The following is a 23512-nucleotide window of genomic DNA, read 5'->3' as shown; positions in this document are numbered from 1 at the left end:
AGATATGGGGAGATGTTTCAACCTAAATAAACAATCTTGGAAAGCACAAAAAACACTAATTACTATGCTGTAATCATGGCCGGGGGCATAGGCTCCAGATTTTGGCCAGTGAGCACGCAGAAATTCCCCAAACAGTTCCACGATATGTTGGGAACAGGGGAGAGCTTGTTACAAAAAACCTTTTCACGGCTGGAAAAGATAGTGCCCGCCAGTAATATCCTTATTTTGACCAATGAGCGATATTTAGACCTTACGCTTCAGCAATTACCAAAAATTTCCGAAAAACAAGTGGTCTTGGAGCCAGCGATGCGCAATACGGCTCCGTGTATCTTGCTTTCGGCATTGAAGATACAAAAGGAGGATCCAGATGCTGTAATGCTGGTCGCGCCAAGCGACCATTGGATTGAAGACGAGAACTCTTTTAAAGAAGATCTAGAAATATGCTTCAAGAACTGTGAGAATGAAGATGTGCTCATGACATTGGGAATCCCGCCCACGTTCCCCAACACGGGTTATGGCTATATTGAATGCGATGCCAATGCTACTTCAGAAATAAAAAAGGTGAATCAATTTCGGGAAAAGCCAGATTACGAAACGGCCAAGCATTTTCTTTCGCAGGGGAATTATCTTTGGAATGCAGGTATTTTCCTGTGGAGCGTAAAAAGTATTATTTCAGCTTTTGAAGCCCATTTGCCCGTGATGAATGCGCTATTTTCAGAAGGAAAACCTATTTACAATACCGAAGGAGAAGAACAGTTTGTTGCACAAAATTACGGACTTGCCGAAAATATCTCCATAGATTATGGTATCATGGAAAAAGCAAAAAATGTGTACGTCAAGGAAGCTACTTTCGACTGGAACGACCTTGGTACGTGGGGCGCACTGCACGATAAACTTGTAAAGGACATAAACAGCAATGCCATTGTAAGGGCAACGACACACCTAAAGGAGGCCAGTGGCAATATGATTTTTTCTGAAAAGGATAAATTGATCGTAATCGATGGGCTTACCGATTATATTGTGGTGGATAAAGAAGATGTAATGCTTATCTTTCCGAAGGAAAAAGAACAAGAAATAAAGATCTTATTGGCCGAAGTTGCCAATAAGCACGGAAAAAAATATAGTTAATGAGCACACCTGAAGATAAAAACTACGTCACCCCCAGTGAGGCAGAACTGGAAAAGGACAAGAAGAAGGCGTGGGACGGAATTAGAGCCTTTTTAAAGGGGTTATTCAATTTACATGACGATACCGATAGGGATGCTACCATTGAGGCCGTACGCAAAGACATTCCGTTTAGAGGGCACACAGCCTGGATCCTCATTTTTTCAATTTTCGTGGCTTCTATTGGGTTAAATGTAAGTAGCACTGCAGTTGTTATTGGTGCGATGTTAATTTCTCCACTAATGGGCCCTATTGTTGGGGTTGGACTTTCGGTGGCGATCAACGATGTAGAAACACTTCGGAAATCGCTGGTAAATCTTGGGGTTATGGTGGGACTTAGTGTGCTCACAGCTTTTTTCTATTTCTCCATTTCACCTTTGACCGAAGAAACCCCAGAACTCGTGGCACGTACCTATCCCACGATATTAGATGTATTGGTAGCTGTGTTTGGTGGTTTGGCCCTTATTGTAGCAAAAACAAAGAGCGGTACAATTGCCAGTGTAATTTTTGGTGTGGCCATTGCTACGGCACTTATGCCCCCGCTGTGTACAGTAGGGTATGGGCTTGCAATTGGCAATTTAGATTACGCAGGGGGTGCTTTATATTTGTTCTCCATAAACGCTGTATTCATTGCGCTTTCTACATTTATCGTAGCCAAGATCTTACGGTTTCCCATGGTTCGATATGCCAATTCAAAACGTAGAAAATTTATTGCAAGAATGGCTTCCTTGATAGCTATTATTGTTATTGTGCCCAGTGTGTACTTGTTCTACAAGCTATTGCAGGAGCAGGTGTTCGAGAACAAGACCAAAGATTTTGTGAAAGAGATTATACGTTACGAAGGTGCCGAGGTAGTAAAATTTACACAGGATTATAAGACTCGGAATATTGAAGTGTACCTAATAGGCAACCCCGTGCCCCAACCCAAAATAAACGAATGGATTACTGCACTTAATGAAACCGAAGAATTGGAAGGTTGTAACCTAAGGATTTATCAAGGATCTGACAGGAGTGGCGAATTGGCTGCACAAATCTCTGGAGATTTAAAGAACGATATCTTGAGTGAATTGTATGCCAATAACCAACAAACCATACGTGATAAGGATGAGCGTATAGAATTTTTGGAAAATGAAATTGCCAAATTAAGGGTGAAAGATGATTTTCCCTTTGAGAACATCAGTAAGGAGTTGAAGGTTACTTTCGATGGATTGGAAGACTTCTCCTATTCGAGACGGGTAACCACAAATTTTGAAAAGACGGATACCTTAGCTGTCTTTTCGGTAAGCTGGGACAAAAATATTCGCACGAGAGAAAGGACCGAACAAATGAAAAAGATGGGAGATCTCCTTAAAGTACGCTTGGATCTGGACACCTTGGCGGTGGAGGAGCGTAGCAAATAAACCACAAAAAAAGGCACTCCACGAGTGCCTTTTTTTTATATGATATTTAAAGTTCAAGTTTACCTTTTTACAAACTTGAAGCTTTCAAATTGTTTGTTCACTTGTAGCATGGCGATGTAAACACCGCTGCTCAATGAAGTTACATCCACGCTTCCATTTGCTGAAATTGTAGTGTTCAAAACAAGTTTACCGTTAGCATCAACTATTTGAATTTTACTGTGCTGTAATCCTTCTTGGGAGAAGTTAAGGAAATCTGCTGTTGGGTTAGGGAACACGTTTATTGTGGATATAGCGTTTTCTGGCACGCTCAATACGTTGTCTCCTTCAACAAAGGTAAGTTGCTCGTTGGGCTGTACATCATCAATTACATCTACTGTTCCGGATGGCCACTCTATAACCACTTGGTCTATAGTTGTTGCAGTCCCTAGCCCAAAGTGTGCTGTCAAGGAATTCATATGGCTAAAGCCATGTCCAGAGCGAACTTCACGAATTTGTACGCCCCAATCTCCATAAATAGAAATTCTGGCTCCAATCCCGTTAAGGTTACTTTCTTCACCTACGAGTAAAAATTTAACCCAATTGTTACTGTTACCGTCATTTATATATAGGTTTCCGTCGTTTACTACATCTAAAAAACCATCGTTGTTCATATCTCCTATGGCACCTTCGTCAAACGGTAAATCTTGCCCGGTAAATGTTAAGTCGCCATTGTTGATATAAAGTTCCTTGGACATTTCAGAAAAAATATCCACAAAGCCATCATTGTTAAAGTCTACCGCTTGGTTTTCCCAGGCACCTAAATCTGTTGGGTTAATGCCGGTAGTACTAATAATATCGGTAAAGTTTCCTGTGCCATCATTTATCATAAACCTGTTCTCAAAATCGTGGTTTACTATAAAAGCATCAAAATCTCCGTCGTTATCAAAATCTTCAAAAACGGTGGTCCAGGATTGTGCATTATCTTTCATCCCTATATCTGCGGCGTTTTCAGTAAAGGTTCCGTCACCATTGTTGGTATACATTGCATTGTCCCTTTCTGGGTCTCCAGGAGAAGAACCTCCTCTACATTTCGTCATATACAGGTCTTGGTCGCCATCATTATCGTAATCTACCCAAATATTTGCATAGTTTCCAGGAAGGTCTATGGTTTGTATGAGTGTCTGGTCCAAGGTCATGTTTCCAGAGCCATCATTGCGGTAGGGATGGCTTAAGTCTATATCGTGGCACACAAAGGCATCAAGATCACCATCGTTGTCAATATCTGCCATTGTGGAACGTTGGGAGAATATAAATTCCGGATGGGTGTTTTCGGTGTAAGCAGTGCCGTCTGCATTTGCCATGACGAAGGAAACGCGCTGTCCATTACCTAGAACAAAGTCGTTATAGCCATTGCCATCCAAATCTCCAACGGCAACACTCCAGTTAGGAACATTTTGAATGTTCATGGAATGCATCACAGAGTTAAAGGTCCCGTTGGGCTGTTGGTAGTCAATCCCAATACCATTTTGTGAAACCCTTACATAATCGTCCAGACCGTCGTTGTTCATGTCTGTAGCGATTTCAGAAGAATCAGGATAATTTCCTATCATCCCAGATTGGTTGGTGAAAGAAACTTGGGCTACAAGTAGAGTAGGTGCGCAGAGTAAGACTGCATAGTATACTAATTTTTTCATTGTTTACTTTTTTGGAAAATTCCGTTAAAAATAACTTAAAAAAAATTAATTACGACAGATTTTTCGAGGTAATTTACCGCTCCTTCAATTGTATCTCCCTGATTTTCTTGAACAAGTCTGAAGAATACACAAAATCTGTAACATCTACATTGTCTGTATTAAAGATGTCTGTATTGTTTCCTTGCCAGACCAAGACCCCGTTTTTCAGGAATACGATATTTTCGCCAATTTCCATAACGGAGTTCATATCGTGGGTTACCACCACAGTGGTAATGTCGAACTCGTGGGTAATTTCCTGGATAAGGTTGTCTATTACTGTTGCGGTCTTGGGATCCAGACCAGAGTTGGGTTCGTCACAAAAAAGATACTTTGGCCTGTTTACTATGGCCCGGGCAATAGAGACCCTTTTTTGCATTCCACCTGAGATTTCGGCAGGGTATTTTTTATTCACTCCTTCAAGATTCACCCGTGAAAGTACTTCGTTTACACGATCGAGCATTTCACTTTTTTTCTGTTTGGTGAACATACGTAAGGGGAACATCACATTTTCTTCAATATTCATAGAGTCAAACAGTGCACCTCCTTGGAAAAGCATCCCAATTTCTTCCCTTAGATCCCTTTGTTGCTCTTCGTTCATGTGTTGGATGGCCTTCTCCTCGTAGTAAATAAGTCCCTCTTCAGGTTTAAAAAGGCCCAGCAAGCACTTTAGCATAACGGTTTTCCCGCTACCACTCTGCCCTATAATAAGATTGGTTTTCCCTTTGTGAAAGACGGTAGAGATACCTTTTAAGATTTCTTCTTCGCCAAAACGTTTTTTTATGTTATCTACCTTTATCATTAGCTAAGAAGGAGTTGAGTGATGATGAAGTTTGCCAGAATTATAAGTACACTGGTCCAAACAAACGAGTTGGTACTTGCTTTACCCACTTCCAGTGCACCACCTTTCATGTAGTACCCCTGCCAAGAAGGTACGGTTGCCAGGATAAAAGCAAATACAAATGTTTTTATAAATGCGTAAACCAAGTGGAAGGGTTCAAAATCTTCTTGAAGGCCAGCGGTAAAATCGGTATAGGTAATAAACCCGCCGTATACACCAGCGAGCAACCCTCCGCAAATACCAATAAACATAGCGAGTGCTATTACAAATGGAAAGCAGAGCAGGGCGATAATCTTAGGGAATACCAAGTAGTTTAGGGAGTTTATACCCATAACCTCAAGTGCGTCTATCTGTTCGGTGACGCGCATGGAGCCTATGCTGGAGGTGATAAAAGACCCAACTTTTCCCGCCATGATAATAGACATGAACGTTGGCGCAAATTCCAGGATGATGGATTGCCTTGTGGCAAAACCTATCAACGATTTTGGGATAATGGGATTGCTTACGTTCAGGGCGGTTTGTATTGAGATTACCCCACCCACAAAGAATGAAATGAATACCACGATGCCTAACGAGCCAATGATAAGGTCGTCAATTTCTTTTAAAATAAGTTCCTTGAGTACAGATCTTTTGGTGAAACTCCCAAAGGTGCGCTTCAGCATTAAAAAATAAGAACCTATATCTTCTATATATCCCGTCATATAACTCTGGCTAAGGTACTAATTAAATGAAAATTTTGATGACCCCAGTACCATTACTTTTTTTCAGAAAGTTGTTTTAGTAGCGTAAATATATTGGTGTTTTGGTAGATCCCTCCAAAAAGCTCCTCACTGGGTCCCTGTGCAAAAACGGGAACCATAGTAGCGGTATGGCCGTTGGTGGAAAAGGAACCCAATATCTTGTTGTAATTTCCTTCTTCAGCACTTAAACTGAAACCGCCGGTCTCGTGGTCTGCGGTTACGATTACCAGTGTTTCTCCATTTCTTTCGGCAAAATCCAGTACGGCTCCTATGGTTTTGTCAAAATCTATCAATTCGTTAATGAGGTAGTCTGCGTCGTTTGCGTGCCCACCCCAGTCTATTTGTGAGCCTTCGACCATTAAAAAAAAGCCCTCTTTGTTTTTGGACAGTTGTCCAATGGCCAGCATAGTAGCATTGGTAAGAAAGTTACCGCGGTTCTCGGACATTTTGGGCATTCCGTCCGGGGCCAAGAGAATGGCCTGTTTTTTTTCTGAAATTTTCTTCGGAAGCACATCGGTATGTACAACAAAATTATTCTTCTCCAATTGGGGAAGAAGGTTTTGCCCATCTTCTCTATGGGTAAAGAACTGAAGCCCGCCTCCTGCAAAAAAATCGATATCGCTGGTAACCAGTTCTGCAGCTATCTCTTCGTACATTCTTCTAGATTCTTGGTGTGCGTAGAAAGCTGCGGGTGTAGCGTGTACAATAGAGGAAGTGGCAACCAGCCCAGTGGCAATTCCTTTCTTTGAGATATATTCAACAATAGTTTCGACAGCTTGCATGTTTTCATCTACCCCAACCGCTCCGTTATAGGTTTTTATGCCAGAGGCAAAGGCGGTGGCTCCCGCGGCAGAATCGGTTATCAATTCTTTAGAGGAGGAGGTCATGCTCAGTCCCACGGTATTGAACCGAAGAAAATTGGACGGTTTTTCGTTGAAATATAAACTGGAAGAAATTTCGCTCAATCCCATCCCGTCACCGATCAATAGTATAATGTTCTTGGGTTTTTTTTGTGCTTGGGAGATACTGCTGGGAGATACAAACAAACAAATAATGAAACATGAAAGAATTTTAAATAGGCTTGAAGGCATACGGTCGAATTTTAGAATTTCAAAAATAAGGATTAACAAAACTACAAATGCTATAAAAAGGTTAAGATGCACTAAAACACCTTTTTTCTAATGTTCTTCCAGCGTAATTGGCGGATAAATTTACCTTCTTCTTCAGTTACCAAAAAAGGCGTGTTTTTTCGCTTCGCTTTTAAAAAACCTTGCATGCAGTGGTAATAAAACATGGGACTCTTTTTTTTGGTGGCCAGCTTTAGGGCAGCTATTTGTGTAAGTGCCCATCCATAGCGCATTTTATAAAAAGCCTCCCCCTGTTTGTATTTTGCTGCCTTGGTATAGGTTGCCCCGGTAGGTTTTAGGTGTTTTACGTGCAGGGTTTGATCTGTCACTACCTTCCAGCCGTGGTATTTTGCGAGGAGTTCGTCTACGGTGTCCCAGCCAATAGATTTTTTGAGACCTCCTATGGCTTCAAAACATGCTTTGCGGTAAGCTTTCAATGCTCCTCGCACATGATCCTTATTTGTAAGGGACTCTACTTCCCAGCCTTCATTGTGCTTTATTGTACAGAATCCGCCTGCTATTCCTATTCTTGAGTCCTTTTGAAATAATTCTGAAATTTTTTCTAGATAATTCTTAGGGAAGATAAGATCTGCATCAAACTTGCAGATGAGATCAAAATTTTCATCCAAAGTCTCAAAACCTTTATAAAATGCTCTTACAACCTTACTCCCGGGTTCGTGTTTAGTTTTTGAAGGTATGGTGACCGATTTGACAAAACCGTGCTTTTGCGAAAAGTCATTTATAATTTTTTGTGTGTTGTCGGTAGATCCGTCATTTACCACTATAATATTTTTGGGGAGTTGTGTTTGTTCCACAAGAGATTGAAGTGTATGAGAAATACAGTTTTCTTCATTGTAGGCGGGTATGATTACGTTAATTGTCAAGATTTATCAATATTCGTTATATTTACAAATATCAATCTTTAAACCGATTATTTTGAACTATTTCTACCCATCATTTTTAATTCTTATATATTTTTTTGTTCTTAATGTTTCCGCACAAGGTTATTCGGTGTTAGAACATACTAAGTTTTCTGAAGAAAATTTAAACGGATTCGTGAATTTAGATAATGAAGACTGGTTTGCTCATTCTATTGAAGGAATTGGGGATTTAAACGGGGACGGATTTAATGATTTTATTGTTGGTGCAAATCAAGATGATGATGGTGGAACTAACCGAGGTGCCGTATATGTTTTTTTTATGGATGAAGACTATAGCGTTCAATCGGTTCAAAAAATAAGCGACATTTCTGGAGATTTTGATGCACCCATGCTAGATTGGGATTATTTTGGAAGGTCCATATCTTATCTTGGAGATTTAAATAACGATGGAAAGATTGAAGTAGCAATTAGTGCCGAATACGATAATGAAGCAGGGCATAGGTTTGGAGGAATATATATATTGACTTTGAATACGGATGGGACAGTCTTTGAATATCAGAAAATCAATCAAATACACGGAAACTTCAATGGAGGGTTACAAGTTTGGGATGTTTTTGGCAGTGATATCGCCAATATTGGAGATTTAAATGGTGATGGTTTCACTGATATTGCCGTTGGAGCGAGAAGAGACGGAGATGGAGGTCAGGAAAGAGGTGCTGTTTATATTCTTTTCCTAAATCAAGACTTTACAGTAAACTACCATGAAAAAATTAGTATGACATCTGGTAATTTTAACGTGAATTTAGAATTTCAAGATTATTTCGGTGCTTCAATTACAAGCCTTGGTGATTTAAATGGCGATGGGGTTATAGATTTAGCTGTAGGCGCTTATAGGGATAATGATGGCGGATTAAATAAAGGAGCTGTATACATTTTATTTATGAATGACGATGGGACTGTGTCTTCACATCAAAAGATTAGTGAATTAGAAGGGAACTTGAATGATAAGTTAGCCGAGGACTTACGTTTTGGAAAATCTTCAAGTAACATTAGGGATATTGATCAAGACGGGAAGGTGAACTTACTAGTTGGATGCAAAAAAAACCTATTTTACATTCTAAATTTAAATCCAGATGGGACTGTTGATAGTTTTGAAAAATATACCGAAGGTATCAACAATTTTAACGGAGAATTGGATGAAGAAGATTTCTTTGGTTATTCTATAAGTCAATTAGCTATCCAAAACAATAGTACCTCGATACTTGTTAGTTCCTTCGGGGATAGTGAATTTGGCTTTCAGAAAGGGTCTTTTTGGATTTTAGAAATCGGAGAAAGAGAACTTTCAGTAGAAGATATTGAAAAGCAAAATTCTAATTTTTTATATCCTAATCCAACCAATGATTCCTTTAGCTTTTTCATGGTTGAGAATATTCAAAAAGTAGAAATCTATTCTATGGATGGAAAAAAGGTAGCTGGGTTTAACATTGTAACAAATAACAACTTCAATGTTTCATTACTTCCTGCAGGGACGTATTTGGTGAAAGCTAGTAGCAATTCAGGTGATGCTGATACCTATAAAATTACTATTCGTTAAGTGTTTTTATTCCTTTCTGCATACACCAAATAATATCTAGGCGTAAAACGTCTCAATATGGGACGGAACCCTATCTTTTTTACAGGATTGGTAAATTTTTCACGTTTCTTTATAATCCAGCCGGCTTTTTCCAGCAACCAGTCAAACTGCCAGTCTTCAAACTCGTGGTAGTGGCGGTCCCATTTGTCGGTCTTGCTCTTATATGCCGAAGCGAACCATAATTTTAAAGGTACCGAGGCAACCAGTTTATTAGCTTGGCAATCCTTTAGCACGTTGAAAGGGCTTACAAGGTGTTCAAAGATCTCGAAAGCCGTAAGCACATCATAATCTTTTTGTTGTACCCGGCTTGTGTCTATATCAAGGTCTTCTCCAGTGGTATTGTTTACTGTGTAGCCTTCAGCCTTCATTATCTCGGTAAAGGGGTTTGCTACACCTAGGTCCAATATAGTTTTATCCACAGGAACATGTTCCTTTAGGAATTTAATGGTATGCTCGTACCTCTTTTTTGGATAGTTGCCCTCGTACATGTTTTTTGGTAGAAAATTTAAGTCCAAACTGAAGTTTAACGTGTTAAACTTTATAGACTATCGCATTAATATTCATCCCTGCACCCACACTTGCGAATAGTACTACATCTCCTTCCGAAACGCTGTGCCCTTCCAGTTGGTTGTTACGTACCAAATCGTAAAGGGTAGGAACAGTGGCAACGCTGGAGTTCCCCAGTTTGTTTATGGTCATGGGCATCACGCCTTCCGGGGCTTCTTTGCCATACATTTTGTAAAAGCGATTTATAATGGCTTCATCCATCTTTTCGTTGGCTTGGTGGATAAAGATTTTCTTCAATTCTGAAATATCCACACCGCTCTCGTCCAAACACGTTTTCATGGCTTCTGGGACATTGCTCAGGGCAAAGTTGTAAATTTTACGACCGTACATTTTAATATACCTTCGGGCATCGTTCAATTCCTGATTGTTGCTCTCACCAAAATAAATAAAATGCGCTTCGTCATAAGCGAAGGTGGCGCTTTTATGGGCCATGAAGCCACTGTCATCATCATCGGTTGCCTGAAGTATGGTAGCTCCTGCTCCGTCACTGTATATCATAGAGTCGCGGTCGTGCTGATCTACCACACGTGAAAGCGTTTCGGCTCCAATTACCAAGCAGGTTTTTGCCATCCCACTCTTTATATAGGCGTGAGAGGTTATCATCCCCTCAACCCAGCCCGGACAGCCAAACATAAGATCGTAGGCCACGCAGTTGGGATTTTTAATTTTCAGCAAATGCTTTACCCGTGATCCCAAACTGGGTACGGTGTCGCTTTGTTGCGAACCGTGCTTTACATCGCCATAGTTATTGGCTACAATAATATAGTCTATGGTCTCTCGGTCTATTCCAGCATCTTCAATAGCTTTTTCGGCAGCATAGTAAGCAATGTCCGAAGTGTTAAGACTGTCTTTAATATACCTTCGTTCAGCAATACCGGTAATGGCCTTGAACTTTTCTATTATTATAGAGTTGTCATGATCAAATGGACTTCCATCTTCTGTGTAAAAGCTGTGCTGCTCAAATGACTCGTTGCGTGCAACACCTGTGGGGATGTAACTGCCAACCCCTGTGATTTTTGTGCCCATAAACTAAAATTTTTTCACTAAAATAGTTAAAACGACACAGCTAGCAGATTATTTTTTACAGAAATCAATTTCTGCATGCCGCTATGTCAATTATCATAACTTAAAACTTAAAGATGTTATGCATCCATAAAATCCTCTATGGGGGCACAAGTACAAATTAAGTTTCGGTCTCCGTAAGCATCGTCTACACGCCGTACGCTTGGCCAGAACTTGTTGTCGTTAACATAGTCCAGAGGGAATGCAGCCTGTTGTCTTGTATAAGGTAGTTCCCAGGTATCACTGGTGAGCATAGCCTGTGTATGTGGCGCATTTTTAAGAACATTGCTTGTACTGTCTTTCTCAACGGTATCAATTTCTATCTTAATTGATATCATAGCATCGCAAAACCTATCCAACTCTTGTTTGCTTTCGCTCTCAGTAGGTTCAATCATCATGGTTCCTGCCACGGGAAATGATACCGTTGGCGCATGAAAACCATAGTCCATCAAGCGTTTTGCTATGTCGGTTACCTCTATCCCTTTTTCTTTAAAGGGGCGACAATCAATAATCATCTCGTGGGCGGCCCTTCCTTTTTCGCCAGTATACAGTACGGCGTAATGCCCGCTCAAGCGTTCCTTGATGTAGTTTGCGTTCAAAATGGCATACTGTGTAGATTTTTTCAATCCGTTTTCACCCAGCATACAAATGTATGCATAGCTAATAAGGCAGGCCAAGGCGCTTCCCCACGGGGCCGCAGAAATTGCTGTGATGGCTGTTTCGCCCCCTGTCTCAATTACTGGGTTGGAAGGTAAAAATGGCACCAACTGTTCTGCAACACAAATAGGGCCTACACCAGGACCGCCTCCTCCGTGAGGGATGGCAAATGTCTTGTGTAGGTTAAGGTGGCATACGTCTGCACCAATGGCCCCGGGATTTGTTAGGGCTACCTGTGCGTTCATGTTGGCACCGTCCATATATACTTGGCCGCCATTTTCGTGGATAATACTTGTTATTTCCTTGATGGCACTCTCGTAAACTCCATGCGTAGAAGGATAGGTAACCATTAAGGCAGCAAGATTGTCTTTATGTTTTTCGGCTTTTGCACGAAGGTCTTCTACATCTATATTTCCTTCTTCGGTAGCTTTTGTAACAACTACTTTCATACCTGCCATTACTGCGCTGGCGGGGTTGGTTCCATGGGCAGAGGAGGGGATCAAACAAATATTTCGGTTGGTATCGCCTCTGGATTCGTGGTAGGCCCGTATCACCATCAACCCGGCATATTCTCCCTGTGCGCCTGAGTTGGGTTGTAGGGAGGTTCCGGCAAATCCAGTGATTTCAGTTAGTTGCTCTTCTAGTTTCTTCAGCATAAATTGGTAACCACCTGCCTGCCTCACGGGTACAAAGGGGTGCATATTTCCCCACATAGGGTCGCTTAGCGGTAACATTTCGGCAGCTGCATTCAGTTTCATGGTACAAGAGCCAAGAGAGATCATAGAATGGTTCAATGCCAAGTCTTTACGTTCCAGCCTTTTAATATAGCGCATTAATTCCGTCTCACTGTGATAGCTGTTAAAAATTTCATTTTGAAGAAATTCTGTCTTCCGGTTTACGCTTTTAGGGATTGTATTTCCTTCTTTCAATTCTGAAATATAGAAACGATCTTTACTGGCTGCTTCGGCAAAAACACCAATTATTTTGTTGATATCGTACAGGGTAGTGGTCTCATTGATGGAGATAGATACCGTCTCGTCATCCGGATAGTAAAAGTTTATGCCCTCGGACTCGGCCCTGAAATCTATTTTTGAAACGTCTGCCTTAATTGAAATAGTATCGAAGTAGGTTTCGTTTTCTTGCACATAACCTAACTTTTCCAAGGCATCTGCCAGTGTGGCTGCTGTATTGTGTACTTTGGTAGCAATGTATTTTAATCCTTCGGGACCGTGGTAAACTGCATACATACCTGCCATAACTGCCAGTAACACCTGTGCGGTACAAATGTTTGAGGTTGCCTTGTCTCGCTTTATATGTTGTTCGCGGGTTTGCAAAGCCATGCGCAGTGCACGGTTGCCATCCATGTCTTTGGTCACTCCTATGATGCGCCCGGGAATATTTCGTTTGTAAGCCTCCTTAGTTGCAAAATAGGCGGCATGCGGCCCTCCGTACCCCAGCGGAATTCCAAAACGTTGTGTGGTTCCTACCACTACATCGGCTCCAAAATGGCCTGGAGCTTCCAGTTTTACCAAGCTAAGGATATCTGCTGCTACGGCTACTTTTATGTTTTTTTCGTTGGCTTTGGTGACAAAATCCTTAAAATCGTACACACGGCCGTTCCTTCCCGGATATTGAAGGATGGCTCCAAAGAAATCTTCAGAAAAATTGAACTCCTCGTGGTTGCCCACCACCAGCTCAATTTCCAAGGGGATGGAACGTGTTTGCAACAACGATAATGTTTGTGGTAGGATTTCATCCGAAACAAAAAATTTGTTGGTACCGTTCTTTTTCTGCGCTCTCTCCCGTACCGCGAATAGCAACGTCATAGCCTCTGCAGCTGCCGTACTCTCGTCCAGTAGTGAAGCGTTGGCGAGCTCCATGCCGGTTAGGTCTGTGACCATGGTTTGAAAATTGAGCAATGCTTCCAGTCTTCCTTGTGAAATTTCGGCCTGATAGGGTGTGTAGGCGGTGTACCACCCAGGGTTTTCCAAAATATTCCTTTGGATCACGGGAGGGGTAATGGCCTGATGGTATCCCAAGCCTATATAGGTTTTGAAAACTTGGTTTTTTGTAGATAGTTCGGTAATGTGTTCCAGGTACTCCTGCTCGCTCATGGCCGTATCCAAAGCAATATCTTTTTCTAGCCGTATGTCGTCTGGGATAGTTTGGTTTATGAGTTGTTCCATGCTTTCGGCACCTACCGTTTTAAGCATTTCTGAAAGATCGCTACGGCGGGGGCCAATATGCCTAAGGGCGAAAGAGTCTGTATTCATATAGGTGTTCCGGTTCTCCGAAAATTTTTAAAAATTAAACAAACATCGCTTTTCAGAAATAAGTAGCTGAAAAGATGATGCAAAATTACTGATTTTAAAGCGAAAAAACGTGTGTTTAAGAGCTTGTAACAGCTAACTTTTCAACCAAAAGGATGGGTTACTAACAGTTTGTCTATTTTTACGGGGTGAAGTATTTGCGAACTATCTTCAAGTTTTATATCAATGCCAGTATTCATGTGACTTTGGCAGTAGTTTCGTTTGCTTTGATTACCACTATTGAATTTGATTTAAATGTGCCGATTGCTTTTTGGGTATTTATTTTCTGCGGAACGGTAACGGGATACAACTTTGTAAAATATGCTAAGATTGCGGGATTGCACCACAGGAGTCTTGCCAATAGCTTGCGGAGTATCCAGATTTTTTCTTTTTTATGCTTTGCAGCGCTGTTGTTGAGTTGTTTTTTCTTACAAATGGATACACTTATTGTTACGGGAATATTTGGGTTCTTTACCGTTTTTTATGCTGTCCCATTCCTGAAAAGGAAAAACCTACGAACGTTCTCTGGAATAAAGATTTTGATCGTGGCATTGGTCTGGGCAGGGGTAACGGTCTTTGTTCCTATGGTAGCAGCAGGGATGACGTTCACTACAGATTGTTGGCTTGCTTTCCTGCAACGGTTTTTTCTGGTTTTTGTGTTAACACTGCCGTTTGAGATACGGGATTTGCAGTACGATGTGGCACAACTTAAAACAATTCCACAGTTGTTGGGAGTGAAAAAGGCCAAGCTTTTGGGAATGGGGTTGTTGGTGGGTGTTTTACTTCTTGAAGGATTTAAGGATACGATTGTCCCGAGCAGCTTTTACAGTTTGTTTTGCATGGTAGGTATTACTGGGATTGCTCTATTGGCAGCACAAAAAGAACAATCGCGATACTATTCGTCTTTTTGGGTAGAAGGTATCCCGATTGCTGGATTGTTGCTCTTGCTGTTATTTGGACATTTCCTGGCGTAAGCGCTCTTTCAGGGCTGCCTTGGCATCCAAGGGCATGGTTTTTACTTTTGATTTTCTGAACAGTCTTGTCAATTTTGTATTCTGCGCAGTATATTTTTGGCACGCACGGCAATAGATCAAGTGAATGTTCAACTTGACGAGTTCCATAAATGAAGCCTCCTTGTACTGGTTCTTGTCACAAGTATGGTTTGCTTCTTCACATTTCAAAAATATCTTCATAACTTATTGTAGCCAACTGTTTTCAAGGCATTTTGCCATAGAGGTTCTTGCTCTGTGGATGATTACCCAAAGGTTAGACGGGGTGATCTCAAATTCATTACAAATCGCCTCGGTGTCAAAATTATCTATCGTCTTCATTTTAAATATAGAAGCGTGTCTGTCGTTCAACGTTTCCAAACATTTCATAATAGCCAGTCCCAATTCTTCATTTTCCATCCTATCCTCGGCGGTACGGTCGTAAGGGTCGCTAACACGTTCTTCCAGCCATTCGCCCTCACTGTCTTCGTCCCGATACTCTATATGTACTTCGGCCTTACCTTTCTTGCTGTTTTTCTTTCGGTAGTGGTCAATTATCTTTCTCTTTAAAATGGAGATGAGCCACGTACGTTCACTAGCTTCTCCTTTGAAATTGGGAGCCGATTTCAACCCAGCCAGAAATGTTTCAGAAATAAGGTCCTGTGCCACCTCGTGGTCGTTCACCTTTACAATGGTGTAGTTGTAAAGGTAATCTGAATACGCATCTACCCAAGTAGTTGGGTCTAACTGATGTTCTGGCATAGCAATTCCAAGAATTTTACCAAAAATAGGAAAGTTTGGGTAATTCTTTTCGGAAAAAGCTATAAGGTTTCTAATGTTCTATTTTTCAAGCTCTTCTTTCAACTTAAAGTTTCTTTGTTTTAAAAACTTGGTAAGGTGCTTTTTTAATATCAAATTATTGAAAACCCTACCCAAGAGCCCGAAAGGAACCTTGTACGTTAAAATATCTTTCATAATAGTTCCTCCTTCTGAAGTTTCAAACAAGTGCTGGTGGGCGAAATAGGTGAAATGTGCATTTGTCATCACATCGATAAATTTTAAGGGTCTTTCAAAAGTTGTGATCTTTGAGGTGTGCTTTAAATAAATCCCAAGATGTTTTCCGCGCCAGGTAACACTTTCGCCATAATTGATAAGCCCTGACGTTTTACCATAGAGAGCGGTTTCGTTAGTTTGGGAAGCCGATTTTTGGTGAAAGCTTATGTTCCTTGATAAATCGAAAACCTCTTCTACAGGAGCATTTATTCTGGTTTTTAGTGTTATTGTAGTCATCATAAATTTTAATTAAAAACTATCAGGGTAGGGGTAAAACTATTTTTTCGCCGTGATTACATAGTATCCAAAATCTTTCATGTGCAGACCTGAAACCAAGGCATAAAAAGAAGCTTTCAAATTGTTCCAGCTCTGGGATTTTATTTTTTTATGCTGAAATAATTGCTGCAACAGAAACCCCACAATGGCAAACGGCACGTGAAATACCGAGGGTGCTACCCGAAACGAGATATCCTCTACCGTTACCTTGCTGAATCCTATCTCTTTCAGGTTTTGCTCCACGACCGAGATGACCCCTAATCCGTCCAAGCTCCAGCCTTTGCACAATTGGTTGTAGCTAAAGCGACTTCCCAAACACAATTGCGATGGATCTTTCTTCAAAAAGGCATCGGCAAGCACAAATGTGCCTCCAGGTTTTACAATCCGGTAAGCCTCCCGGAGCGACTCATTGCTATGTCCAGCGTGGCAAAGGCTTTCTATGCCCACTGCAGCATCCATACTGTTAGTGGGTATGGATGTTCCACAATAATTCTCTTCCAGGATAATAGCTTTTTTCCCTTTTAATAGCTTGTTTCCTTCCCGTACCTGAAAAGGAGAGAGGGTCACCCCAATGGCCGATAGTTGTGGGTGCTGTCTCAAGAAATAGCGCATAGTGCCGCCCATCCCGCAGCCTAGGTCTGCAATGGTTGCTTTTTCTTTGGGCAACTCTAAGCGGGAATAGATCTGGCGGTTCATTTCGTTTAGCATGCTATCCCGCTTAACGGGGTTGGTGCGTCCCCAAGCAAAATACCCAAAGTGCATGTTCAAATCCTTGCTCCAAAAACTGTAATCACTGGTGGCCTCATCGTAAAAGTGGGTGATTTCTGCACGGGAAGCGTTTTGTGTTTGTGGCATTTGGATCTGGGTTGTCGTGATAGCTTTCATGGTTTAGTGGTTTAAAAGGTTGTCAAGAGCAATATCTAGCGTTCCAAAAGTAAAATTGAAGCCAGATTCCTGTAATTTCTCCGGAATTACATTTCGGCTTTTTAAAATAAGTTCGGTTTCGGTGTTGATAATTTTTGCGCCAAGTTCCAGTAAAGATTCGCTCATTGGAATTCCAAAAAGTACACCTGTCTTTTTTCGAAGTTTTTGCATTAATTCGGCATTGTTTGTAGGCTTCGGGGAAACAATATTTATTGCACCCGTAATAGTTTCATTTTTAATTATAAACGCTATACTCCTTGCGAAATCTACGGCATGGATCCAGCTTACTTTTTGGTCGCCGCTACCCTGCTTTCCACCAAAACCAATTTGGGTCAACTTTTTAATGGGTGAAAAGGCACCGCCATCTTTTCCGAAAACAATTGAGGTGCGAAGCGCTACTTGTCTTGTGTTGGGGGGATTATGCTCAAAAAATGCCTTTTCCCAGGCTGTTGCAACGTTTACGGAAAATCCACGCCCTATTTCTCCATCTATCTCGCCCATTTCTTTGTTGAGAGAATGCCTATAAATGGTAGCGGTTGAAGAGTTTAGCCAGATCTTTGGGGGATGTTTGCATTCTGAAATTACTTTGCCCAAAATATTGGTGCTGTTAACTCTTGAATTTAATATCAGTTTTTTATTCCTTTCGTTATATCGGCAATCAACCGATTTGCCTGTGAGGTTTATAAGAACATCGGCACCTTCAAGAACTTGTGTCCAGATATCTCTCGTTTCCGCATCCCAGATAAGGTGCGTTACATTTTCAAAATTTTTCTTCGGAGAGCGAGATAGGATATATATGTTTTGAACCTTATTCTTGAAATGGTTTATAAGGATATTTCCAAGAAACCCACTTCCGCCAGCAATCACTAAAGTTTTCATATAGATTGAATTAAAAGGTTGAGAAATAAAATTGAATAGGTGAGTGCGAAGAAGCTTATGAGGAGATTCATTCCCCAAACACCTTTTTTGAAATGTTTGTTCTTTGAGAGCTCCTTAAAGGAGTAGTCCTTTAACTGAAATGATATCCGGCCAATCCAATACATTGCCATAAACCCAACAACTGCAATTGAAAGAGAAGTAGGACGGAGCAATTCGCTGGGGAGCATAACTGATAGCAATCCCATGCAAAAATTTATGCCTTGGATGTAGTAGCCATAAATTTTTGCAATGGCTTCATTTAGAGGTGTCAGTTTTTTTAGGTCTGTGAACCAAAGCAATACTTTATACCGTACCAATGGATATACAACTGCAGTGAAGATTTGCCCAATTCCTGCAAGAAGTAAAAGGATGTGTAGAAAATTTTGTTTCATTTCGATTATTTTAAAGTTTCAAAAAATATTGAAATATTAATTCAAATTAAAAGGGAGTGAACTCCATTTGTTTATTATGGTCTTTTCAGCACTCTTATGGCCTTTGGGTGTAAATTCGCAATGCGAGCGGTGCTGAGAGGGTTATTTCAAGAACTTAACCAGGGTTTTTGTAATCCAGTTCTGTTCCTGGCTTACGATCCGGTTCATCATAGTATCTGCCGTATCGGCCAGATCGTGCATGGCTTTGGTCTGTTTTATAAATTCTTTGGTGGCGGCTGTACCGTCGTCCTCAATACTGGAAACTTCTTTCAAAATTTTTATGGTGGGCTGTAACTCCCTGCGGCTGCGTTCCTTGGCGATTTGGCGAGAGAGTTCGGTAACATCTTTCTCGCTGGTGAAAAATTCCTTTCGCTCACCGGGTACATTTACTTTGTACACAATGCCCCAGTCCATAAGCCCACGTAGGTTCATACTGGCATTTCCGCGGGAGATTTCAAGTGCTTCCATAATATCTTCCATGGAAAGTGGGTTGGGCGATATAAATAAAAGTGCGTGTATTTGTGCCATTGCTTTATTGATACCCCAAAGTGAGCCCAAGGTGCCCCAAGTACTTATAAACTTCTCTTTTGCTTCTTGTAATTCCATAGCACAAATATATAATAAATTTTAAACTTTCAAAATTATTTGAAAGTTAAATACTGTAGTGAAGTTATTTTCTTCAATTAGATACGTATGTAATGACTACTTTTGTGGCACTAAAAAATTATTATGAAAAATTTACTGCTAAGTTTCCTCTTTATCGCTTTTTCAGTCTGCGGACTTGCACAAAATAACGATACATTCTATGCAACAATGAATGTTGTGGATGCAAAAGCATTAGAAAAAGACATCCCTAACGGAATCCAGATTTTGGCAACCAAAGGTAACGAGGCGGCTGTTTTAATGACCCCAGCCGCAGCCCATAAATTGCACGACCGTATCTTGGTCCATGGGCCAGGGTATATGTTTAAGGCCTCAAAAACTGATGCTTTAGCAGCATTGGGCAGACAAGGTGCTATAAATACTGAAAACCTAATGCCGTTCACCATAACAGAGGATGCTACCGTAGCAGAGGTATTAGAGGTTATAAATGTCCAGAATATTGAAGACCATATCTTGGAGTTGCAGGCGTATGGAACCAGGTTCCATACAAGACCCGAAGCGATACAAGCGGCCCAGGACCTTAAAGTTAAATGGGAATCTATGGCCGCACAATACAATAGGAACGATGTGAGTGTGAGGCTATTTAACCATACAAATACAAATATGCCATCGGTAATAATGACCATAGCTGGCTCTGAAACTCCAGAGGAGTTTGTTGTAGTGGGAGGTCACCTAGACTCTACCTCAAACCAAGGTAACAACAATGCCCCTGGCGCAGACGATGATGCATCGGGTATTGCCACAATAACTGAAGCAACACGTGCATTGTTTGAAATTGGTTTTGTTCCTAAGCGAACCATCGAGGTGATGGCCTATGCAGCCGAAGAAATAGGTCTGGTAGGTTCTGCTGAAATAGCGGAAGAATATGCCTCGAACAATGTAAATGTTATTGCCGTGGGACAGTTTGATATGACTCTTTTTAATGGTTCGGCGACTGATGTTTCATTGATTTCCGACTTTACAAATGCCAATTTGAATACATTTTTTATGGATTTGATGGACCACTACAATGCTACTGGAGACCACCAGATCACATACGGTACCTCCTTGTGTAACTACGGCTGTTCGGACCACGCAAGCTGGACGGCCGAAGGATATATGGCGTCCTTTCCATTCGAGGCCAGTTTTGGGCAACACAACGGAAACATCCATACGTCTAACGATACCTTTTCGGTTACTGGAACGGCATCCCACGCAACAAAATTTACAAAGCTTTGTGCAGAGTTTTTAATTGAAACCGCTAAAGGAAATGAACTTCTTTCGGTACATGAGGCTACGGCAAAAGAAATTTTTGTTACAGTTCAACAAAATAAGTTGCATTTCGATGTTTCGGCCTCAAAAACTGAATTTGAGTTATTGTCTGTATTTGATACTCTAGGAAAAAAAGTATTGTCTTTACCTATTGCCGAAACAAAAGGAGAAGTGCCAGTAGCCAGTCTTTCCCAAGGTGTTTACATTGTTACTCTTGCCAGTAAAACAGGTGTTTCGGTTTCGAAAAAAGTGATCAAAGAATAAAAGACTCTATCTTGAACCTTACGGTCTCTTAAATGCTAAAGTAAGATCGCTAGCGACCAGTTGCAACTCCAGTGTACTTTTCGTTAGTGTTTTAATGTAGTAACACTCTTCTGCTGCGCCAGTGGTGTTTATATATTTATCTTTTTCTGAGATTGTTACAGTCTGTCCCGCAGCGCAGTTATTTCCAATAGTAAAATGTATAGTGCGTCCATTGGGTGTGCCATTATAGCTGTTTGTGGAGGTACTCCCTTCAAAGCTGATGGTGCTAAGGGTGTCCTGGACATTCACCCAAGTTCCCTGGAGCATTTTGAAGGTTTCGGTTGCATCGTCTTTTACTGCTTCAATTGGCTCTTTTGTGGTTCCTGTTTTGTTTTCGTTACAGGAAATACAGACCAGAAAGAAAATACTAACGTATAAAAATCTTTTCATTACGATTAATTTAAAAGTCCAGCACGTTTCAGCAAAGCTTCTGGATCTGGTTTCTTGCCACGGAATTTTACGTACAATTCCATTGGATCCTGTGTGCCCCCCTGGCTCAATACGAATTCCTTGAATTTTGTAGCTACTTCTTTATTGAAAATCCCTTCTTCTTGAAAATAGGCAAAGGCATCGGCATCCAGTACTTCGGCCCATTTGTAGCTGTAATACCCCGATGAATACCCACCTTGGAAAATATGCCCGAATGAAGTGCTCATACACGTTTCTGGAGTTTCAGGGAAAAGTTGGGTTCCTTCAAAAGCTTTGGTTTCAAATTGCTTCACATTTTTTATGGAAGATGGATCTTCCCCATGCCAAGCCATGTCCAACATCCCAAAACTGATTTGCCGCAGTGTTTGCATCCCTTCGTGAAAAGTGGCGCTTTCCTTTATTTTCTCGACCAGTTCCATAGGGATAATCTCGTCTGTTTTATAATGTTTTGCAAACAGTTCCAGCGTTTCTTTCTCGTAACACCAATTCTCCAGAATCTGGCTGGGCAACTCCACAAAATCCCAATATACATTAGTACCGCTCAAGCCTTTATACGTTGTGTTTGCAAGCATTCCGTGCAAGGCATGCCCAAATTCGTGGAACAATGTGGTAACTTCGTTAAATGTTAATAATGATGGGGTTGTGGGCGTAGGTTTCGTAAAGTTGCAAACTATGGAAACATGCGGTCTATCGTTAATCCCATGAAATTTTTGCTGGGGCTTGTAGCTGGTCATCCACGCCCCTTGTCGCTTGCCGGGTCGCGGGTGGAAATCGGCATAAAAAATGGCAACCTCGGCACCTTCGGCATCTGTCACCCGATAGGCTTTTACGTCGTGGTGGTATTTGTCAATACTGTTATCAATTGTAAAATGTATACCGAATAATTTTTCAGCTACCATGAACACACCATCGATCACGTTCTCCAGTTTAAAGTAGGGTTTCAGTTTTTCATCGTCCAGATTGAATTTTTGTTGCTTCAATTTTTCAGCATAAAAAGCGCTGTCCCATTTTTGAAGTTGATCCACGCCATCCAACTCTTTTGCAAACGCTGAAAGTTCTTCAAATTCTTTCTGGGCGGCGGGTTTTGCTTTTTCGAGGAGCTCCTCCAAAAACGATTGTACTTTTTGTGGTGTTTTTGCCATGCGCTCTTCCAACACAAAATGTGCATGGCTATCATAGCCCAGCAATTTTGCGCGTTGGTGACGAAGGTTAACGAGCTTCAGCACGTTCTCTTCGTTATTGTATTTATTCTCCGTGCCATTCGGCAGGCGTGTTTGAAATGCCCTCGCCCCAAAAGCCAAGGATAGTTCTTTGCGAAGTTCCCTCTTTTCGGCATATTTCATAAAAGGAATATAGCTTGGGTAATCCAGGGTTATCAACCAGCCTTCAAGTTCTTTCTCTTCTGCAGCTTGTTTTGCTGCTTCTTTAGCGCCATTGGGCAATCCTGCTAGATCTTCTGCCTCGGTGAGATGCATTTGGTAGGCGTTGGTTTCGGCAAGTACGTTTTCCCCAAAAGTGAGTTTTAGCTTGCTGAGGTCTGTATCCAATTTACGGAGCTGTTTCTTTTTCTCTTCCGAAAGGTTGGCGCCGTTGCGGCTAAAGCTTTTGTACTGCTTGTCCAGGAGTGTATTTTGCTCCGTATTCAAACTGAAATCTGAACGATTGTCATATACGGCTTTCACCCTTTTGAAGAGTGCTTCATTGAGCAATAGATCGTTGGAAAATTCGGTCAACAACGGAGAAACTTCTTGTGCTATCTTTTGGATTTCTTCGGAAGTTTCGGCACTGTTCAGGTTAAAGAATATACTGGTGGCACGATCCAATTGTTGCCCGGTATTCTCTAGTGCTTCCACGGTATTTGTGAACGTAGGAGCTTCGGTGTTGGTTACGATTTGGTCAATTTCAGCTTTCGTTTCAACAATCAATTTTTTAATGGCGGGCAAAAAATGCTCGTTCTTTATTTCTGAAAACGGTGCTGTGTTGAATTTTTTTAAAAGGGGGTTCATAAATTTCTAGTCTTTGTATATCTGGTCGAGCGCAGTCGAGACCTCCAATGCCGAGGGGCGATATTTAAAGTGGGTCATATTTCTACATTCAGCTAATATCTGTAACATTTCAAAATCATTTTGGGCAAGAGCTCTTTTTTTGTGCGCTCCATTTCTTTATTTTCTTTCCAAAATATATA

General features: G+C 41.2%; 22 protein-coding genes. 5 read left to right on the top strand and 17 right to left on the bottom strand.

Annotated features, from left to right (window positions below; genetic code table 11):
- Positions 1-75: 75 nt before the first annotated feature.
- Positions 76-1128 (top strand): mannose-1-phosphate guanylyltransferase, encoded by a 1053-nt coding sequence (locus tag C8D94_RS13285; RefSeq protein WP_115124509.1) that lies wholly within the window; start codon positions 76-78, stop codon positions 1126-1128.
- Positions 1128-2564, top strand: a complete 1437-nt coding sequence (locus tag C8D94_RS13280; RefSeq protein ID WP_115124447.1) for a DUF389 domain-containing protein — start codon at positions 1128-1130, stop codon at positions 2562-2564. The genes C8D94_RS13285 and C8D94_RS13280 overlap by 1 nt, the downstream gene beginning before the upstream one ends.
- A gap of 59 nt (positions 2565-2623) precedes the next feature.
- On the opposite strand, the gene C8D94_RS13275 is transcribed toward C8D94_RS13280, so the two are convergent.
- The 5 genes from C8D94_RS13275 to C8D94_RS13255 form a co-directional block, all read right to left on the bottom strand.
- Positions 2624-4237, bottom strand: a complete 1614-nt coding sequence (locus C8D94_RS13275; protein WP_115124446.1) for an FG-GAP-like repeat-containing protein — start codon at positions 4235-4237, stop codon at positions 2624-2626.
- A gap of 73 nt (positions 4238-4310) precedes the next feature.
- Entirely contained in the window at positions 4311-5075 is a 765-nt protein-coding gene (locus C8D94_RS13270) for an ABC transporter ATP-binding protein (protein ID WP_115124445.1), read from the bottom strand.
- Positions 5075-5815, bottom strand: a complete 741-nt coding sequence (locus C8D94_RS13265; protein ID WP_115124444.1) for an MlaE family ABC transporter permease — start codon at positions 5813-5815, stop codon at positions 5075-5077. The genes C8D94_RS13270 and C8D94_RS13265 overlap by 1 nt, the downstream gene beginning before the upstream one ends.
- Positions 5816-5868: 53 nt before the next feature.
- Positions 5869-6945 (bottom strand): alkaline phosphatase, encoded by a 1077-nt coding sequence (locus tag C8D94_RS13260; protein ID WP_115124443.1) that lies wholly within the window; start codon positions 6943-6945, stop codon positions 5869-5871.
- A 71-nt stretch (positions 6946-7016) separates the two neighbouring features.
- Positions 7017-7865: a glycosyltransferase gene (locus C8D94_RS13255; protein ID WP_115124442.1), complete on the bottom strand. Its 849-nt coding sequence runs from the start codon at positions 7863-7865 to the stop codon at positions 7017-7019.
- Between the two features lie 52 nt (positions 7866-7917).
- On the opposite strand from C8D94_RS13255, the gene C8D94_RS13250 reads away from it, so the two are divergent.
- The gene (locus C8D94_RS13250; RefSeq protein WP_170134782.1) at positions 7918-9456 is read left to right on the top strand and encodes a T9SS type A sorting domain-containing protein; all 1539 of its coding nucleotides are present in this window, start codon (positions 7918-7920) and stop codon (positions 9454-9456) included.
- Here the strand turns inward: C8D94_RS13250 and C8D94_RS13245 are convergent.
- From C8D94_RS13245 to gcvP, 3 genes are all read right to left on the bottom strand, one after another.
- A complete protein-coding gene (locus C8D94_RS13245; RefSeq protein WP_115124440.1) occupies positions 9453-9983 on the bottom strand; it encodes a methyltransferase domain-containing protein in 531 nt (176 codons plus the stop codon). The genes C8D94_RS13250 and C8D94_RS13245 overlap by 4 nt on opposite strands.
- A gap of 43 nt (positions 9984-10026) precedes the next feature.
- Positions 10027-11088 (bottom strand): 3-oxoacyl-ACP synthase III family protein, encoded by a 1062-nt coding sequence (locus C8D94_RS13240; protein WP_115124439.1) that lies wholly within the window; start codon positions 11086-11088, stop codon positions 10027-10029.
- A gap of 116 nt (positions 11089-11204) precedes the next feature.
- On the bottom strand, positions 11205-14054 hold the full coding sequence (gene gcvP / locus C8D94_RS13235) for an aminomethyl-transferring glycine dehydrogenase (protein ID WP_115124438.1): 2850 nt from the start codon (positions 14052-14054) through the stop codon (positions 11205-11207).
- 236 nt (positions 14055-14290) lie between these two features.
- Between gcvP and C8D94_RS13230 the strand changes: the two genes are divergently transcribed.
- Entirely contained in the window at positions 14291-15064 is a 774-nt protein-coding gene (locus tag C8D94_RS13230; RefSeq protein ID WP_245946333.1) for a UbiA prenyltransferase family protein, read from the top strand.
- On the opposite strand, the gene C8D94_RS13225 is transcribed toward C8D94_RS13230, so the two are convergent.
- The 7 genes from C8D94_RS13225 to C8D94_RS13195 all read right to left on the bottom strand — a co-directional run bounded on the left by C8D94_RS13225 (position 15041) and on the right by C8D94_RS13195 (position 19287).
- A complete protein-coding gene (locus tag C8D94_RS13225) occupies positions 15041-15283 on the bottom strand; it encodes a glycine dehydrogenase (protein WP_115124436.1) in 243 nt (80 codons plus the stop codon). The genes C8D94_RS13230 and C8D94_RS13225 overlap by 24 nt on opposite strands.
- Before the next feature lie 3 nt (positions 15284-15286).
- Positions 15287-15841, bottom strand: a complete 555-nt coding sequence (locus C8D94_RS13220; RefSeq protein WP_115124435.1) for a sigma-70 family RNA polymerase sigma factor — start codon at positions 15839-15841, stop codon at positions 15287-15289.
- A gap of 78 nt (positions 15842-15919) precedes the next feature.
- Positions 15920-16372: an SRPBCC family protein gene (locus tag C8D94_RS13215; protein ID WP_317047731.1), complete on the bottom strand. Its 453-nt coding sequence runs from the start codon at positions 16370-16372 to the stop codon at positions 15920-15922.
- Positions 16373-16408: 36 nt separating this feature from the next.
- Positions 16409-17293 carry an SAM-dependent methyltransferase gene (locus tag C8D94_RS13210; protein WP_115124433.1) on the bottom strand — a complete coding sequence of 295 codons (885 nt, stop codon included), beginning with the start codon at positions 17291-17293 and terminating at the stop codon, positions 16409-16411.
- A 3-nt stretch (positions 17294-17296) separates the two neighbouring features.
- A complete protein-coding gene (locus C8D94_RS13205; RefSeq protein ID WP_115124432.1) occupies positions 17297-18211 on the bottom strand; it encodes a TIGR01777 family oxidoreductase in 915 nt (304 codons plus the stop codon).
- Entirely contained in the window at positions 18208-18642 is a 435-nt protein-coding gene (locus C8D94_RS13200) for a hypothetical protein (protein ID WP_115124431.1), read from the bottom strand. Before C8D94_RS13200 ends, C8D94_RS13205 begins: the two co-directional genes overlap by 4 nt.
- A gap of 141 nt (positions 18643-18783) precedes the next feature.
- The gene (locus tag C8D94_RS13195; protein ID WP_115124430.1) at positions 18784-19287 is read right to left on the bottom strand and encodes a GbsR/MarR family transcriptional regulator; all 504 of its coding nucleotides are present in this window, start codon (positions 19285-19287) and stop codon (positions 18784-18786) included.
- Positions 19288-19410: 123 nt separating this feature from the next.
- Between C8D94_RS13195 and C8D94_RS13190 the strand changes: the two genes are divergently transcribed.
- On the top strand, positions 19411-20859 hold the full coding sequence (locus C8D94_RS13190; RefSeq protein ID WP_115124429.1) for a M20/M25/M40 family metallo-hydrolase: 1449 nt from the start codon (positions 19411-19413) through the stop codon (positions 20857-20859).
- Positions 20860-20877: 18 nt separating this feature from the next.
- Here C8D94_RS13190 and C8D94_RS13185 read toward each other — a convergent pair whose 3' ends face one another.
- Complete coding sequence (locus C8D94_RS13185) at positions 20878-21288, bottom strand: hypothetical protein (protein WP_115124428.1); 411 nt, start codon at positions 21286-21288, stop codon at positions 20878-20880.
- 5 nt (positions 21289-21293) lie between these two features.
- The gene (locus C8D94_RS13180) at positions 21294-23333 is read right to left on the bottom strand and encodes a M3 family metallopeptidase (protein ID WP_115124427.1); all 2040 of its coding nucleotides are present in this window, start codon (positions 23331-23333) and stop codon (positions 21294-21296) included.
- Positions 23334-23512 lie beyond the last annotated feature (179 nt).

Source organism: Marinirhabdus gelatinilytica, from assembly GCF_003353425.1.
GTDB classification, from domain to species: Bacteria; Bacteroidota; Bacteroidia; order Flavobacteriales; family Flavobacteriaceae; genus Marinirhabdus; species Marinirhabdus gelatinilytica.
Note: the sequence above shows the minus strand (reverse complement) of the source record. Positions and strands in the feature narration are given on the sequence as shown.

Excerpts from the sequence above, each read along its gene's own strand:
- C8D94_RS13210 (WP_115124433.1), bottom strand. The coding sequence starts at position 17,293 with ATGAAAGCTATCACGACAACCCAGATCCAAATGCCACAAACACAAAAC.
- C8D94_RS13225 (WP_115124436.1), bottom strand. The coding sequence starts at position 15,283 with ATGAAGATATTTTTGAAATGTGAAGAAGCAAACCATACTTGTGACAAG.
- C8D94_RS13180 (WP_115124427.1), bottom strand. The coding sequence starts at position 23,333 with ATGAACCCCCTTTTAAAAAAATTCAACACAGCACCGTTTTCAGAAATA.
- C8D94_RS13215 (WP_317047731.1), bottom strand. The coding sequence starts at position 16,372 with ATGATGACTACAATAACACTAAAAACCAGAATAAATGCTCCTGTAGAA.
- C8D94_RS13185 (WP_115124428.1), bottom strand. The coding sequence starts at position 21,288 with ATGAAAAGATTTTTATACGTTAGTATTTTCTTTCTGGTCTGTATTTCC.
- C8D94_RS13265 (WP_115124444.1), bottom strand. The coding sequence starts at position 5,815 with ATGACGGGATATATAGAAGATATAGGTTCTTATTTTTTAATGCTGAAG.
- C8D94_RS13220 (WP_115124435.1), bottom strand. The coding sequence starts at position 15,841 with ATGCCAGAACATCAGTTAGACCCAACTACTTGGGTAGATGCGTATTCA.
- C8D94_RS13205 (WP_115124432.1), bottom strand. The coding sequence starts at position 18,211 with ATGAAAACTTTAGTGATTGCTGGCGGAAGTGGGTTTCTTGGAAATATC.
- C8D94_RS13270 (WP_115124445.1), bottom strand. The coding sequence starts at position 5,075 with ATGATAAAGGTAGATAACATAAAAAAACGTTTTGGCGAAGAAGAAATC.
- C8D94_RS13200 (WP_115124431.1), bottom strand. The coding sequence starts at position 18,642 with ATGAAACAAAATTTTCTACACATCCTTTTACTTCTTGCAGGAATTGGG.
- C8D94_RS13245 (WP_115124440.1), bottom strand. The coding sequence starts at position 9,983 with ATGTACGAGGGCAACTATCCAAAAAAGAGGTACGAGCATACCATTAAA.
- C8D94_RS13280 (WP_115124447.1), top strand. The coding sequence starts at position 1,128 with ATGAGCACACCTGAAGATAAAAACTACGTCACCCCCAGTGAGGCAGAA.
- C8D94_RS13195 (WP_115124430.1), bottom strand. The coding sequence starts at position 19,287 with ATGGAATTACAAGAAGCAAAAGAGAAGTTTATAAGTACTTGGGGCACC.
- C8D94_RS13285 (WP_115124509.1), top strand. The coding sequence starts at position 76 with ATGGCCGGGGGCATAGGCTCCAGATTTTGGCCAGTGAGCACGCAGAAA.
- C8D94_RS13240 (WP_115124439.1), bottom strand. The coding sequence starts at position 11,088 with ATGGGCACAAAAATCACAGGGGTTGGCAGTTACATCCCCACAGGTGTT.
- C8D94_RS13260 (WP_115124443.1), bottom strand. The coding sequence starts at position 6,945 with ATGCCTTCAAGCCTATTTAAAATTCTTTCATGTTTCATTATTTGTTTG.
- gcvP (WP_115124438.1), bottom strand. The coding sequence starts at position 14,054 with ATGAATACAGACTCTTTCGCCCTTAGGCATATTGGCCCCCGCCGTAGC.
- C8D94_RS13190 (WP_115124429.1), top strand. The coding sequence starts at position 19,411 with ATGAAAAATTTACTGCTAAGTTTCCTCTTTATCGCTTTTTCAGTCTGC.
- C8D94_RS13275 (WP_115124446.1), bottom strand. The coding sequence starts at position 4,237 with ATGAAAAAATTAGTATACTATGCAGTCTTACTCTGCGCACCTACTCTA.